Genomic DNA, 14,062 nt, shown 5'->3' on the forward strand with positions numbered 1-14,062 from the left:
TCAGGCAGAACAGGGGAAGCGCACCGAAAACTCGGCGCCCTTTGCCAGGTTCTGCACCTGCAAATCGGCCTTCAGGTCGGCCACGAACGAATGAATAAGCCGTGTGCCCAAGCGCTTGTGCTTGCCGACCAATGTCCCTTCGGGCAAGCCCTTGCCGTTGTCACGCACCGAGAACACCACCGACTCCACATCACGGTGCAAGGTCACCGTGATGATGCCGGCCTGCCCGTCCTCGAACGCATGCTTGATGGCATTGAGCACCAGCTCCACCGCGAGCAGGCCCAGGGAGGCACAGCGCTCGGCGGACAGCGTGATCCCGACTTCCTTGGACATGATCAGGCGCAGGTTCTTGTCACCGGCGAAGGCGCGGGCCAGCTCATTGACCAGGTCGTCGAGGAAGCCCGAGGCGTCCAGGTCGACTGCGCTGTGCTGGGTCAGGGCGAACAGCTTCCGGTGCACCAGGGACATCGCGCGGATCCGCTCCAAGGCTTCAGCGGTGGCGGCCCTGGCCTCGGGATCAAGCAGGGAGCGCACCTTGGCCGACAGCAGGCCTTCGAACACATGGAAAGTGTTCATCACGCGGTGGCTGAGTTCGCGGGTGGCCAACTCACTGCGTTGCAGCGCGTCCAGGGTCTTTTGCAGCGTGGCGTCGGCCACCGAGCGCTCGATCATCAGCGCAGCGGTGTGGGCCAGCAACTCGATGGCTTCCAGGTCATCGTCAGAGGGAAGACGTGGGGCGTTATGGTAGATCGCGTAAGTCCCCAGGACCACGCCGTTGGCATCCTTGAGCGGCTTGGACCAGCACGCCGCAATCCCGTGCTGATTGGCCAATGCCAGGAACGGTGCCCACAGTTGGTCGCTGGCCACATCGCCGACAATCACCAGGTCGCCGGTATAGGCGGCCGTACCACAGGACGGCGAATGAGGGCCGATCTCGAAGCCGTGGATCGCGGTGATGTAACCGGCATCCAGGCCGGAAGAGGCACCGTACAGCAGGGTTTCGCGGTTCTGGTCGACCAGGAACACCGCCGAACGCCCACCCAGGTGTTCACTCCCGGCCCGTGCCAGGAAGCCCAGCAGTTCATCCAGGCTTTTGCGCGCAATCGCCATTTCCAGCGCTTCGCGTTGGGCGGACAGCAGGCGTTGCCATAAAGGGGATTGCCCCATGAGGTGGGGAGTGGTGTCCATGGGGGCTTCTCATACGTTGATCAACCGATCATACAGAGATCACCGCCGCCGTGGTCGCACCCTGATGAACAGCACCCTGTTGGAAGTCAGCGAGCTGCTGCCACATCGCGACCGGGTTGGAATACATCGGGAAATGCCCGCACTGGGCAATCGGCGCCAGGCGCACGCCGTTGGCCTGGATGTGCGGCAAGTAGGAAAGCCCGGCGTTCTGCTCGCCGTACATGAACATCTTGGGGCACGGCAGCCCGAGGAACTTGCCCATCAGGTCGGCGCTATCAGAGAGTTCGACCATCGACTGGAAGATCCCGCGCACGGCGCCGGCACGCACCTTGTGGCGCAGGCTTGCCGAGTAAAGTGCGCTGGCATACGCGGGTGCCTGGCGGGTGCGCGCGATGAAGGCGCTGAAAAACGCCTCGGGATCCTCTGTCGGGAAATCCACGATCTGGCGGCTGAGAAAGCAGTCTTCGGGGGCGATATTGCCTTCAATGTCGGTAAAGCTCAGCACGCGCTCCGGAAAACGATGGGCCAGCATCAAGGCAGTCAGGCCGCCCATGGAGTGGCCGACCAGGTGGAAGCGTTCGACCTTGAACTGCGCAAGCACCTGCAAGGCGGTTTCCAGCAGGAAGGGGATGTTGATGGTCGCCAGGTCGGCACATTGGCTCTCACCGCAGCCGGGCGCGTCGTAGGCGATAAAAGCACGCCCGTCGAACGCCGGGTGCAGGACGATATCGGCATAGTCTTCCTTGGTCGAGCCGAACCCGTGCAGGAACAGGATGGGCGCCCGCTCACCGTCGCGGTGGATCGCCGCTATCTCTACAGCGGTGCCGTCTACGGTCAGCGGGATAATGGAATGAACGAACGACATGCAAGAGTTCCTTGGCCAAAAAGGTGCCAATTTCAGCGGTTAGCCGCGCGGTGTAAATGACGGATAACGGAAGGTTGTCATACGCCAATCGTATGAGCCTGGAATTGCGCGACCAGCTCGGTCACCAAGGGGTTGGGGCGCTCGCTGTTCCAGGCCACCGCCGTGGTGACCACATTGAGTTTCTGGGTCAGCGGCCGCAGCACCACGTTGTCCGGCGCGAGCTTCTTCAGCGACGCCGGCACCAGCGCAATGCCCTGGCCGCAGCTGACGAACGCAATCTGCGAGGCTACCGAGCGCACTTCATGCAGCACCCGTGGCGAGAACCCGCTGGCGCGGCAGGTGGCGATCAGGTTGTCGAAATACACCGGGCTGACCTTGCGCGAAAACATCACCAGCGGCTCGCTGGCCAGGCTCGACAGGCTGATGCGCGAACGTGCAGCCAACGGATGATCGCTCGGCAACGCCACCATCAGGCGATCTTCGCGCACCGGCAACGACTGGATCGCCGGGCCCAGGTCGCCGTCCAGCCGGGCGAAGGCCAGGTCGATATCCCCCGCTTCCAGCGCCGGCAGCGCCTCGACGCTGTCGATCTCGCGCACCGACACGGTGAGGTGCGGGTATTGCTGCTTGAGTTGGTCGATCAGGCCCGGCAACACATCAAACATCGCCGTGGAAATCGCGCCGATGGTCAGCATGCCCGACTGCCCCGCCACCGCCTCTTCCACCGCCAGTTCCAGGCGCTCAAGCTGCTCGGCGAACTTGCGCACCGCCGGCAGGATTGCCGCGCCCACCGGGGTCAACTTGGCGCCCCGCCGGGAGCGTTCGAACAGCTGGACCTTTAGCGCTTGTTCCAGCACCTGGATCTGCTCGCTCAACGGCGGCTGCGACATGCCCAGGCGCTTGGCGGCGCGGCCGAAGTTCTGTTCTTCGGCGACGGCAAGGAACAGCCAGAGGTGGCGGATAAGGCGGAAGTTGATCATGGCGTTTCCATAGGCTTGGCGTATGCAATCAGCGGTTTAGCGCCAATATACCTATCTAATTTTGTTGGGAAACCATCCAGTCGAGAAAGGCCTGAAGTCGAACGGAGAATTTATCGCCCTCCGCGCTGGGGTTGCGTGCCTCGAACAAAAAGAACGCGAGTTGGGCAACCATCGCCGGGTAATGCTGGAGGAACAGCTTGACGTGGTCCTCAAGCGATTGCGGCCACATCAAAGCCTGGACCGGGCAAAACAGCTGCGTTGAGCGCACCAGCTTGCGCGATGCTTCACGCTGCAAACGCAGCCGCGCTTCGTCAGTCCGGGCCTGGTCGATGCGCAAGAGATAGCCCTTGAGCACCGCTTCAAAGTCACCGTTCAGCGCCCAGGCAATCTCACGGGATGGGCGGAACGCATCGAAACACGCCGAAAGATCATTGCCCCACACACCACGGCAATGGTGTTTGAGCCAGAACCCCCAGCGATCTTTGTTCTCGGGTGACAGCACCTGCGCGCAATGACCGATATCGAAGTCGATCTTCGTGACTTCCGGATGCCGCTGTTCCAGGGACAGGCGTGTCAGTTCCAGCTGTTCAAGCAATTCGGGTTGAGGCAGTTCACGAAATACCAACGTGAGATCCAGATCGGACTCACCAGAAATGGCCTCCGCCCTGGCGACACTGCCATACACATAAATGCCGTCCAGCCCCCACTGCGCCGGTGAAAGGGTGGCGCAAACATCGCTGAGCAACGGCTGGAACTCAGGCTGCAGGGGCAAATCGGTCACGGCCAGGACACATCCTTGGGCGTCGACACCAGTAGGTTGCGATGAATTCACGGGGCACTGTTTCCTTGAGTCAGACCGGCAAGCATGACGGGCAAGGGGCTGACAGCGCAACGACCTTCAATCCTTGGACTATGCTCAAGCGGCCCCTGACAGCACGCACAGTATGGCCAATTGGATAGGAAGTCCTATGAACCCAACGACCCGCGTTTTAAGCCTGCTCACCCTGCTGCCCATCGCGATGGCGCAGGCCGACGACGGCGGTATCAGCTTCTGGCTGCCCGGCCAGTTCGGTGCCCTCGCCGCTGCGCCGACCACGCCGGGCTGGAGCCTGCCGCTGGTTTACTACCATGTGAATGCCAGCGACGGTCGGCACTCGGCCACCCCGCGTGGCGGGCGCACGGTGGTGGGGCTGGATGCCAAGGCCGATCTGTTGTTTGCCAGCCCGACCTACACCTTCGCCACGCCGGTATTGGGCGGTGCCCAGGCGGCGATTTCGGCGGTGGCGGCCGTGGGGCGTTCCGAGGCGAGTGTCGATGCCACCGTGACCGGCCCACGCGGGCGCTCGTTTTCCGGCGGTACCCACGATGCTCTCAAAGGTGCCAGCGATCTGTATCTGCTCGGAACGCTGAAGTGGAACCACGGCGTGCACAACTTTATGGCTTATTCCATGGGCAACCTACCCGTGGGCGCCTATGACCCGGATCGCCTGGTCAATATCGGCCTGGGTCATGCCGCCCTGGATGCGGGCGGCGGCTACACGTTTTTTGACAAGACCAACGAGTTCTCCGCCGTGGCGGGCGTGACCTATAACTGGGAAAACCGCGACACCCACTACCAGAACGGCATCGATGCACACATCGACCTCAGCGCCTCGCACTTCTTCACCGCGCAGACCCACGCCGGACTGGTGGGTTATTACTTCCGACAAGTCACCGGCGACAGTGGCAGCGGCGCGGTGCTGGGGGATTTCAAGTCGCGCGTGGCCGGGATCGGGCCCCAGGCCGGGCACTTCTTCAAGGTGGGTGATGAGCTGTGGTACGCCAATATCAAGGGCTACTACGAATTCGACGCCAAGAACCGCCCGGACGGCTGGAATATGTGGCTGTCCCTGGTCATTCCGCTGGCTGGCAAAGGCTGACGCGATTCAGGCACTGTGCCGCTTCCAGTGTTCATAGAACGCCAGGCTGGCGACGTTCTTGTCCTTGGCTTCAAGCATGATGTCGAAGCGGTCGAGAAACTGCAGTGCGTAGTCGTTGGTCCAGCGGTTCCACATCTGGGCGCTGTGGGCGTAGAGGTCGCGCTTGGACACCACCTGCAACAACGCATCCATTTCAAGCTTGTGCTCGGCGTCGAAACCCAGCTCCTGCAAGCTCTCCTGGGGCTGGGAGTAATGCATAGTCGGACGCACGCCGCGCCAGCTTTCAATCACGCGGGCGACGCGTTCCGAGTGGGGGTCGATATAGTCGTTTTCGTTGATCCAACAGTGATGGATGTCCAACACCACTGGCGCCAGGTCAGCGACTTGCAGGCAATGGTCGAGACCGTAGGTTTTCTCATCGTTCTCGAAGGTGATGCAGTTGCGCGCCACCTCCGACAGGCGCGACCACACCGCGCGGGTGCCTTCCACGCCAAGGCGGCCGGCGATGTGCACGTTGCACTTGAGGTCCTGAAAGCGACGGCCGTAGCCCATCATGCGGATCATGTCGGCGTGGTATTCGAACTCGGCCAGGCTGTTCTCCACCACGCCAGGGTTCTCCGAACCCAGCACGCAGTACTGGCCGGGGTGGAAGGACAGGCGGATATCCGACGCACGCGCCAACTCGCCGATGGCGGCGAACCCTTCCACCAACAGGCGCTCGATGGACGGGTCTCGGTACACGGCGGCAACTTTCGGGTGGCTGTAGAAAGGCAGCAGGTCACTGCTCAGGCGCAACATGCGCAGGGTCAGCGGTAACTCGGCCACATACGCCAACAGGCGCAACTGGGCGGCCAGGTTATGCGTAACCACTTCCACCAGCTTGTCGCGGGCCACTTGCGGGGTGACGCTGTCCATCCAGCGCAACGTGGTGGTGCGTGGGTTAAACGGGCCCTCAATCAGCTTCAAGGCACTGGCGGACAGCAGGCGCTCAGGATGTTTGTACTGGCACGCAAAGCCGATGCGAGGTTGAGTCATGGAGGCGCCTGGCGAGAGAAAAGGACGGGATGATACGGCGTTAGGCCGGGGCGGCCCTAGAGGGTTCCCACTATTTCGAAACGTTTCACGCTGAACTTTCTCACACGTGACGCGTTCACTTCCTATGCGCTGTCCCGTCCAGGGGCGTTATACAACAAGGAGCCGCCACCCCATGACTACCCTTCCCGTCTACCGATACGGCCCAGGGCCGCTGCATGCGACCTTGCTCGCCGGTACCGTGCCGTTGTTTCTCGGTGCCTTGCTCAGCGACATTGCCTACACCCAGACCTACCAGATTCAATGGGCCAACTTCTCGGCCTGGCTGATTGCCGGCGCGTTGGTGTTCGCCGGCTTCGCGTTTTTGTTTGCGTTGGTCAACCTGCTCCGTGCCGAGCGCAAGGCCGGGCAGCCAACGCGTTATGTCCTGCTGCTGTTGGCCACCTGGATACTCGGCCTGGTCAATGCCTTCCAACACGCCAAGGACGCCTACGCGTCGATGCCCGGCGGCTTGATCCTGTCGGCGATTGTCTTGCTGCTGACGCTGGCGGCCACTTGGACCGGCCTGCGCGCGGGAGGTGTTAAATGAAAACGTCCAGCACATTGACGCTATTGAGCGCCGCCCTGCTGCTGACCGCTTGCGGCGGTGAAGGCGACAAGACTCAGGCCCGTGGCCCCGACCCCAAACTGCCGGAGCAACAAAGCAGCCTGTTGCCGAGCATGAAGATTGCCGAGCCCGCACCCTGGGGCGATCAGAAACCCAAGGTGCCGCAAGGCTACAGCGTCACGGCGATTGCCACTGACCTCGCGATCCCGCGCCAGACCCTGGTGCTGCCCAACGGTGACATCCTCGTCGCCGAAGGCCGTGGCGGCAGCGCGGCCAAGCTCAAACCCAAGGATGTGATCGCCAGCCTGATCAAGGCCGAGGGCAACACCAAGGTCAAGGGCGGCAACCGCCTGACCTTGCTGCGTGACGCCGATGGCGACGGCACCTATGAGCTCAAGACGGTGTTCGCCGACAACCTCAACGCGCCGTACGGGCTGGCGTTTGCCAACGGCAAGCTCTACGTGGCCAACCAGGATGCGCTGGTGAGCTTCGACTACGCCGACGGCCAGACCAAGGCCGCTGGCCCGCCCACCAAGGTCACCGACCTGCCGGCGCAGATCAATCACCACTGGACCAAGTCCCTGGCGGTGAGTGCCGACGGCAGCCAGCTTTACGTGGGTATCGGCTCCAACAGCAACGTCACCGAGCGTGGCATGGAAGTGGAGATCGACCGCGCGATGGTCTGGCAGATCGACGCCGCCACCGGCGCGCACAAGCCGTATGCCACAGGCCTGCGTAACCCGACGGCGCTGACGATCCAGCCGGACACAGGGCAACTGTGGACCGTGGTCAACGAACGCGACGAACTGGGCCCCGACCTGGTGCCGGACTACCTGACCTCGGTGCGTGAAGGTGCTTTCTACGGCTGGCCCTACAGCTACTGGGGCCAGAATGTCGACCCGCGCGCCCAACCGCAGAACCCGGCCAAGGTCGCCGCCGCGATCAAGCCGGATTACAGCCTGGGCTCCCATGTGGCAGCGCTCGGCGTGGACTTCTCCATCCCGCAAATGGGCGAGCAGTTCGCTGATGGCGTATTCGTCGGTGAGCACGGCAGTTGGAACCGCGACAACCCGGTGGGCTACAAGGTGATCTTCGTGCCGTTCAGCAATGGCAAGCCGTCCGGTGAGCCGATCGACTTCGCCACCGGCTTTCGGGGTGACGACGGCAAGACCCGTGGGCGCCCGGTCGGTGTGACGGTGGACCCCAAAGGTGCGCTGATCATTGCCGATGACCTGGCCAATACCCTTTGGCGGGTGACGCGTAACCGCTAAGCAAAATGTTTGACATGGTTGCCTTAAGCAACAATATAATTGCTTCAGGCAACCATTCGAGCATCCCCGCATGTCCACTCCCCTGCTTGTCGAACGCGCCGGCATCGTGCGCGGCTTCAATCGCTTCTACACCCACCAGATCGGCGTGCTGCAGGAACACCTGCTGCAAAGCGACTATTCGCTCACCGAAATCCGCGTGATGTACGAGTTGTCTACCCGTGGTGATCTCACCAGCGCCGACCTGTGCCAGATGCTCAGCCTCGACGCGGGCTACCTGAGCCGATTGACCAGCGGTTTCGAAAAGAAGGGCCTGATCCAGAAAGTCCGCTCCGCCACCGACGCCCGCGCGGTGCAACTGCACCTCACCGACCATGGCCGTGCAGTGCTGGCGCCCCTGGAACAGCAGACCCAAAGCGAAGTCATCGCCCTGCTCGACAGCCTGCCGGAACCCCAACAGCGGCAACTCACCGACGCCATGAAGCGCATCCAGGCCCTGCTGCAAGGCACGGCGCCCAGCTACCTGCTGCGCGACCCACAGCCGGGCGACATGGGTGTGGTGGTGCAACAACAAACCGCGTTGTATGCCCGTGAATATGGCTGGAACTGGGAGTTCGAAGCGCTGGTGGCGGAGACGGTCGCCAAGTACTTGAGAGCGTTTGATCCAACCTGCGAGCGTTGCTGGATCGCAGAAAAGGACGGCGACGTGGTGGGCTCGGTGTTCGTGATCCGTCACGGCGACACCACGGCCCAGCTGCGCATGCTCTACGTGGACGCCAGTGCGCGCGGCATGGGCATCGGCCAACGCCTGGTGGATGAGTGCGTGCGCTTTGCCCGGCAGGTCGGCTACCAACGCATGCAGCTGTGGACAGTGGACATCCTCAGCGATGCGCGCAGGCTTTATCAGAAAGCCGGGTTCGAGTTGATCGAGGAAGAAACGATAGACAGCTTCGGCAAATCCCTGGTCAGCCAGACCTGGGCGCTCACGCTGTGAAGCGGTCCCGCGCCGTTGCGGCGCGGGACGTTGGACCTTACAGGTCCGTGATTTCCTTGTGACGCGGCACCAGTGTCTTCATCACGCTCCAGGCCACCAGGTAGGCCAGCGCGCAGATGGCGAACATGATCATGTAGCCGGTGTGGATGTCGCCGACGGACTTGTAGTAGTCGAACACCCAACCGCCGATCTTGGTCATGACCACGCCACCCAGGCCGCCGGCCATGCCGCCGATACCGACCACCGAGGCCACGGTTTTCTGCGGGAACATGTCCGACACGGTGGTGAAGATGTTGCATGACCACGCCTGGTGCGCCGAGGCGCCCACGCCGATCAGCAATACCGGCACCCAGAAGCTGATGTAGCCCAACGGCTGCGCCAGCAACACCACCAGCGGGAACAGCGCGATCACCAGCATGGCTTTCATGCGGCCATCGTAGGGCGCATCGCCGCGTGCCATGAAGTAGCTGGGGAACCAGCCGCCGCCGATACTGCCCACCATGGTCATGCTGTACAGCACCGCCAGCGGCATAACGATATCGGCGCCTTTCATACCGTATTGCGCCGACAGGTAGGTGGGCAGCCAGAACAGGAAGAACCACCACACGCCGTCGGTCATGAACTTGCCGAAGGCGAAGGCCCAGGTCTGGCGATAAGTGAGCAGCTTGAACCACGAAACTTTCTTCTCCACGGCGCCAGCAGGTGCAGGGGTGAAAGGCTGCACCGTCTGGTCGCTGCGGATATACGCCAGTTCTTCAGGCGACAGGCGTTTTTGCTCATCCGGTTTCTTGTAGAGCGCGATCCACACCGCCACCCACACGAAACCCAACCCGCCAATCACGATAAACGCCGCTTCCCACCCCCACAAACCGGCAATCAACGGCACGCAGATCGGCGCCAGGATCGCACCCACGTTCGCGCCGGAGTTGAAAATACCGGTGGCCAGCGAGCGCTCTTTCTTCGGGAAGTATTCGGCGGTCGCCTTGATCGCAATCGGGAAGTTGCCTGCCTCGCCAATCGCCAGTACCGCACGGGACAGCATGAAACCGGCAATCGACACCGGGATCACCGCCAGGCCAATCGCCCCGCTGATGGCCGCGATGCCCTCGCCCATCGGCACCGAGAACGCATGCATGATTGCGCCTGTGGACCAGATGCCAATCGCCACTACATAGGCTGCCTTGGTGCCGATCTTGTCGACAAAGCGCCCGGCAAACAGCATGGAGATCGCGTAGACAAACTGGAAGACTGCCGCAATGTTTGCGTAGTCGGTGTTGCTCCAGCCAAATTGCGTAGACAGCTGCGGCGCCAGCAAGCTGAGCACCTGGCGATCAAGGTAGTTGACGGTGGTCGCGAAAAACAGCATCGCGCAGATGGTCCAGCGATAGTTGCCTACCGCTTGGCCAACGCGGTGTGCGTTGATGGGCTCGTTCAAGTTCATGGCATCACTTTTTATTTTTGTTAGGTAGGACATATGTAACGTCATATGTCGTCGTACAACTGTCGCTTTTATATCGGGACGCCAGAACGCTGTCAATCTGAAAGATTGCCGTTTATCGAGGTATTGCGCGGGTATGTGAAATGTCAGGCAAAAGCAGTTGTAGGACGACGAACGCGTAGTACCAAGCTGGGTGCTTTACCCGGCACATCGTCAAGCGTACCGAAAGGCTGCATGCCGATCTTTTCCAGCACGCGGATGGACGCCGCGTGATCCGGTCGTACCAGCCCGAACACTTCAGGCAAGCCGAGTGTTTCGAAGGCCAGCGTTAATGCATCCCGGCCCAACTCGGTGGCGTAGCCCTGCCCCCAAGCTTCCACCGCAAACCGATATCCAAGATTTAAGCGCCTGTCGGTCAGGTAGTCCATCGGCGCGATGCCACCAAAGCCAATGATGTAATCCGGTGCTTCGACGCGTGCAATCGCCCACCAGCCGTAGCCTTGGGATGCCCACTGTGCAAGCCAGTGATCGAGCAGGCGTTGCGCAACCTCCAGGCTGGCCATGGAGCCAGCGGGGTTGAACAGGTTGGTCTGCGGATCGCCGTAGATCGCGAACAATCGCTGCACGTCACTCGCGTGTGGTCGGCGGTAGGTCAAACGTGAGGCGACGGCGGACATGCGAATTACTCCCCTGTGAATCTGTAAAGTTCAAGCCATCTGCAAAAAAACACAAATAGTGGTGAATTATTTCATGTCCGCTTGTATCTGAACTGACAGAGCGGTGCCATCGCAACGATGGCACCTCCCCTGTTCTGCTTTAGAGTGTCCCGCATGAAATTACGTAAGAAAAGCGTCAAGCCCATCGGATTAAAAGACATCACCATCGTCGACGACACCAAGGTGCGCAAGGCAATCACCGCCGCCGCCCTGGGCAACGCCATGGAATGGTTCGACTTTGGCGTCTACGGTTTTGTCGCCTATGTGCTCGGCAAGGTGTTCTTCCCCGACGCCTCGCCCAGCGTACAAATGATCGCTGCACTCGGTACGTTCTCGGTGCCATTCCTGATCCGTCCCCTGGGTGGTCTGTTCTTCGGCGCACTGGGCGATAAATACGGGCGGCAAAAGGTCCTCGCCGCCACCATCGTGATCATGTCCTTGAGCACCTTTGCCATCGGCCTGATCCCCTCCTACGCCTCGATTGGCATCTGGGCGCCGATTTTGCTGTTGCTGTGCAAAATGGCCCAGGGTTTCTCGGTGGGCGGTGAATACACCGGCGCGTCGATCTTCGTCGCCGAATACGCCCCGGACCGCAAGCGCGGCTTCCTCGGCAGTTGGCTGGACTTCGGTTCCATCGCCGGCTTCGTACTGGGTGCGGGCGTGGTGGTGCTGATCTCAAGCATTTTGGGCGAAGCCGACTTTGAGTCATGGGGCTGGCGCCTGCCGTTCTTCCTTGCCCTGCCCTTGGGCATTATCGGCCTGTACCTGCGTCATGCGTTGGAGGAAACCCCAGCCTTCCAGCAGCACATGGACAAAATGGAGCAAGGCGACCGCGAAGGCCTGACCCACGGCCCGAAAGTTTCGTTCAAGGAAGTGGCGACCAAGCACTGGCGCAGCCTGCTGACCTGCATCGGCATCGTGGCGGCGACCAACGTGACCTACTACATGCTGCTCACCTACATGCCGAGCTACCTGTCGCACAACCTTCACTACAAAGAAAACAGCGGCGTGCTGATCATCATCGCGATCATGGTCGGCATGCTGTTCGTGCAGCCGTTCATTGGTTTTATCAGCGATAAGATCGGCCGCAAGCCCTTCATCATCGCTGGCAGTATCGGCCTGCTGTTCCTGTCCATCCCGGCGTTCATGTTGATCACCAGCGGCAAGATCGGCCTGATCTTCGCGGGCCTGCTGATCCTCGCCGTGATCCTCAACTTCTTCATCGGCGTGATGGCTTCGACGTTGCCCGCCATGTTCCCGACGCACCTGCGCTACAGCGCGTTGGCCAGTGCGTTCAACGTGTCGGTGCTGATCGCCGGCGTAACCCCGACCGCCGTGGCCTGGCTGGTAGAAAGCACCAACGACCTGTACATGCCCGCCTACTACCTGATGGTGTTTGCCGTGGTCGGCCTGATCACCGGCCTGACCATGAAGGAAACCGCCAACAAGCCACTGCGCGGCGCAGCGCCGGCCGCTTCGGACATGGAAGAAGCCAAGGAATTGCTGCAGGAACACCACGACAATATCGAGCAGAAGATCGAAGACATCGATGCCGAAATTGCCGAACTGGAAGCCAAGCGCAAAAACCTGGTCGAGCAGCATCCCCGTATCAACTAAGCCCTGACCCTGCGTGGCGGCCGAGGCCGCCACGCCATAGGAGTGTTCACGTATGGTTCCAAGCGTTACCGCAGCCTCGTTACTCAGCGCAGATGAACGCGCCGCCATCGCCGAAATCGAAGCCACCACCAGCATCCTGCACCTGGTCACGCGCCTGACCGGGATGCGCTTCGCCGGTATCGCCAAGTTCACCGACCTGGAATGGGTGGTGTGCTCGGTCTACGACCCGCTGCAAATGGGCATCAACGTCCACGATGTACTCGACCTGGAAACCACGCTGTGCAGCGAGTTCTGCATCAATCCCCAGGCGCTGTTCATCCCCGAGATCAGCAAGAACGGCCGTTTTGCCACGCGCCCGGTGGTCAAGCAATACGAGATCGAAAGCTACGCCGGTGCACCAATCTTCCTGCCCGACGGCCGTTTGTACGGTGCGTTGTGTGCGCTGGACTCGCGCGCCATGCTGTTTGACGACCCGAACCTGCCGGAAACCCTCAGCCTGTTCGCACGGCTGATCGGCTGTATTTTCTACGCCAACCTGACCTCCACGGATCAGTAGCCCTACCTGAAGAAATGGCTCGGCGTCTTGCCGAACTGTTTCTTGAACATGCTGGTAAAGGCGCTCGGGCTTTCATAGCCCAGCTCCAGGGCGATATCGATCACCTTCTCCCCCACCGCAATCCTCTCCAAGGCCAGCAGCAGCCGCGCCTGCTGGCGCCACTGGCCGAAGGTCATGCCGGTTTCCTTGCGGAACAGGCGCTGGATGGTTTTCTGGTCCAGGTTCAAGCGCTCGCTCCAGTGGGCGACCGTAGAGGCATCGCCGGGCTCTTCCTGCAACGCGAGGCAGATGCGCTGAAGGCGCGGGTCGGCGGGCTGCGGCAAGGACAGTGGCAGGGCCGGCAGGATAGCGAGTTCGTCGAGGATCAGGTGCATGATCCGCGCGTCCCGTGAATCCTCGGCATACGGCGGTTTCAAGCTCACCGACGCCTTGATCAGCTCGCTCAGCAGCGGCGAGATACTCACCGTTTTCGGCTCGCCCGGCATGTTCGGGAAGCGATCCGGGCGTACAAACACGCTGCGCATCTTCAACGTACCCACGCACCGCAGGGAATGCACCTGCCCGGCAGGCATCCAGATCCCGCGATTGGGCGGCACCGTCCATTGGTTGAGCGCCGAGTACACCACCATCACGCCTTCGATGGCGTAGAGCAGTTGGTGCTTTTCGTGGCTGTGGTCGGGGATCACCCAGTTTTCCGGGTAATCCGTGGCGGAACTGATGACCGCCCAGGCACCTTCGTTGATTTCCTGGAGGAATTCGTTGAGTGGTTTGATCATTTCGCCCTTTTTGCAATAGTTGTCGCCCTAATTACGCGAGACAGGCATTCCCGACGAATCTAGCATGAACGCCGAATCATTTTGTAATGGATGGCGACCTTAAGAA

General features: G+C 61.3%; 14 protein-coding genes. 6 read left to right on the top strand and 8 right to left on the bottom strand.

Going from position 1 to position 14,062, the window contains the following annotated elements:
• The 4 genes from ACP7BX_RS18805 to ACP7BX_RS18820 all read right to left on the bottom strand — a co-directional run bounded on the left by ACP7BX_RS18805 (position 1) and on the right by ACP7BX_RS18820 (position 3,865).
• The gene (locus ACP7BX_RS18805) at positions 1-1,188 is read right to left on the bottom strand and encodes a sensor histidine kinase (RefSeq protein ID WP_426128577.1); all 1,188 of its coding nucleotides are present in this window, start codon (positions 1,186-1,188) and stop codon (positions 1-3) included.
• Positions 1,189-1,216: 28 nt separating this feature from the next.
• Positions 1,217-2,053, bottom strand: coding sequence for an alpha/beta fold hydrolase (locus ACP7BX_RS18810; protein WP_426128575.1), 837 nt, complete (start codon positions 2,051-2,053; stop codon positions 1,217-1,219).
• Positions 2,054-2,130: 77 nt separating this feature from the next.
• Positions 2,131-3,033: a LysR family transcriptional regulator gene (locus tag ACP7BX_RS18815; RefSeq protein ID WP_016979969.1), complete on the bottom strand. Its 903-nt coding sequence runs from the start codon at positions 3,031-3,033 to the stop codon at positions 2,131-2,133.
• Between the two features lie 55 nt (positions 3,034-3,088).
• Complete coding sequence (locus ACP7BX_RS18820; protein ID WP_426128573.1) at positions 3,089-3,865, bottom strand: nucleotidyltransferase domain-containing protein; 777 nt, start codon at positions 3,863-3,865, stop codon at positions 3,089-3,091.
• Between the two features lie 136 nt (positions 3,866-4,001).
• Between ACP7BX_RS18820 and ACP7BX_RS18825 the strand changes: the two genes are divergently transcribed.
• Positions 4,002-4,952: a SphA family protein gene (locus ACP7BX_RS18825; protein ID WP_061437197.1), complete on the top strand. Its 951-nt coding sequence runs from the start codon at positions 4,002-4,004 to the stop codon at positions 4,950-4,952.
• Between the two features lie 6 nt (positions 4,953-4,958).
• On the opposite strand, the gene ACP7BX_RS18830 is transcribed toward ACP7BX_RS18825, so the two are convergent.
• The gene (locus tag ACP7BX_RS18830) at positions 4,959-5,987 is read right to left on the bottom strand and encodes a UV damage endonuclease UvsE (protein ID WP_426128571.1); all 1,029 of its coding nucleotides are present in this window, start codon (positions 5,985-5,987) and stop codon (positions 4,959-4,961) included.
• 172 nt (positions 5,988-6,159) lie between these two features.
• Between ACP7BX_RS18830 and ACP7BX_RS18835 the strand changes: the two genes are divergently transcribed.
• The 3 genes from ACP7BX_RS18835 to ACP7BX_RS18845 all read left to right on the top strand — a co-directional run bounded on the left by ACP7BX_RS18835 (position 6,160) and on the right by ACP7BX_RS18845 (position 8,853).
• Positions 6,160-6,573 carry a DUF2231 domain-containing protein gene (locus tag ACP7BX_RS18835; RefSeq protein ID WP_177003632.1) on the top strand — a complete coding sequence of 138 codons (414 nt, stop codon included), beginning with the start codon at positions 6,160-6,162 and terminating at the stop codon, positions 6,571-6,573.
• Positions 6,570-7,862: a sorbosone dehydrogenase family protein gene (locus tag ACP7BX_RS18840; RefSeq protein WP_314526153.1), complete on the top strand. Its 1,293-nt coding sequence runs from the start codon at positions 6,570-6,572 to the stop codon at positions 7,860-7,862. Before ACP7BX_RS18835 ends, ACP7BX_RS18840 begins: the two co-directional genes overlap by 4 nt.
• Positions 7,863-7,932: 70 nt before the next feature.
• Complete coding sequence (locus ACP7BX_RS18845; RefSeq protein ID WP_033896590.1) at positions 7,933-8,853, top strand: bifunctional helix-turn-helix transcriptional regulator/GNAT family N-acetyltransferase; 921 nt, start codon at positions 7,933-7,935, stop codon at positions 8,851-8,853.
• A 37-nt stretch (positions 8,854-8,890) separates the two neighbouring features.
• On the opposite strand, the gene ACP7BX_RS18850 is transcribed toward ACP7BX_RS18845, so the two are convergent.
• The gene (locus ACP7BX_RS18850) at positions 8,891-10,294 is read right to left on the bottom strand and encodes an MFS transporter (RefSeq protein WP_033896592.1); all 1,404 of its coding nucleotides are present in this window, start codon (positions 10,292-10,294) and stop codon (positions 8,891-8,893) included.
• A 143-nt stretch (positions 10,295-10,437) separates the two neighbouring features.
• Positions 10,438-10,968, bottom strand: a complete 531-nt coding sequence (locus ACP7BX_RS18855; RefSeq protein WP_426128567.1) for a GNAT family N-acetyltransferase — start codon at positions 10,966-10,968, stop codon at positions 10,438-10,440.
• Positions 10,969-11,121: 153 nt separating this feature from the next.
• Here ACP7BX_RS18855 and proP point away from each other — a divergent pair, with 153 nt between their 5' ends.
• Together proP and ACP7BX_RS18865 are read left to right on the top strand one after the other, a co-directional pair.
• On the top strand, positions 11,122-12,624 hold the full coding sequence (gene proP / locus ACP7BX_RS18860; RefSeq protein WP_033896594.1) for a glycine betaine/L-proline transporter ProP: 1,503 nt from the start codon (positions 11,122-11,124) through the stop codon (positions 12,622-12,624).
• 52 nt (positions 12,625-12,676) lie between these two features.
• Complete coding sequence (locus ACP7BX_RS18865) at positions 12,677-13,180, top strand: GAF domain-containing protein (RefSeq protein WP_269130786.1); 504 nt, start codon at positions 12,677-12,679, stop codon at positions 13,178-13,180.
• Between the two features lie 2 nt (positions 13,181-13,182).
• Here the strand turns inward: ACP7BX_RS18865 and ACP7BX_RS18870 are convergent, their stop codons facing one another.
• Positions 13,183-13,956 (bottom strand): AraC family transcriptional regulator, encoded by a 774-nt coding sequence (locus ACP7BX_RS18870; RefSeq protein WP_177096153.1) that lies wholly within the window; start codon positions 13,954-13,956, stop codon positions 13,183-13,185.
• Positions 13,957-14,062 lie beyond the last annotated feature (106 nt).

The sequence above is a fragment of the Pseudomonas sp. DWP3-1-3b3 genome, assembly GCF_049896305.1.
Lineage (GTDB): Bacteria > Pseudomonadota > Gammaproteobacteria > Pseudomonadales > Pseudomonadaceae > Aquipseudomonas > Aquipseudomonas azotoformans_A.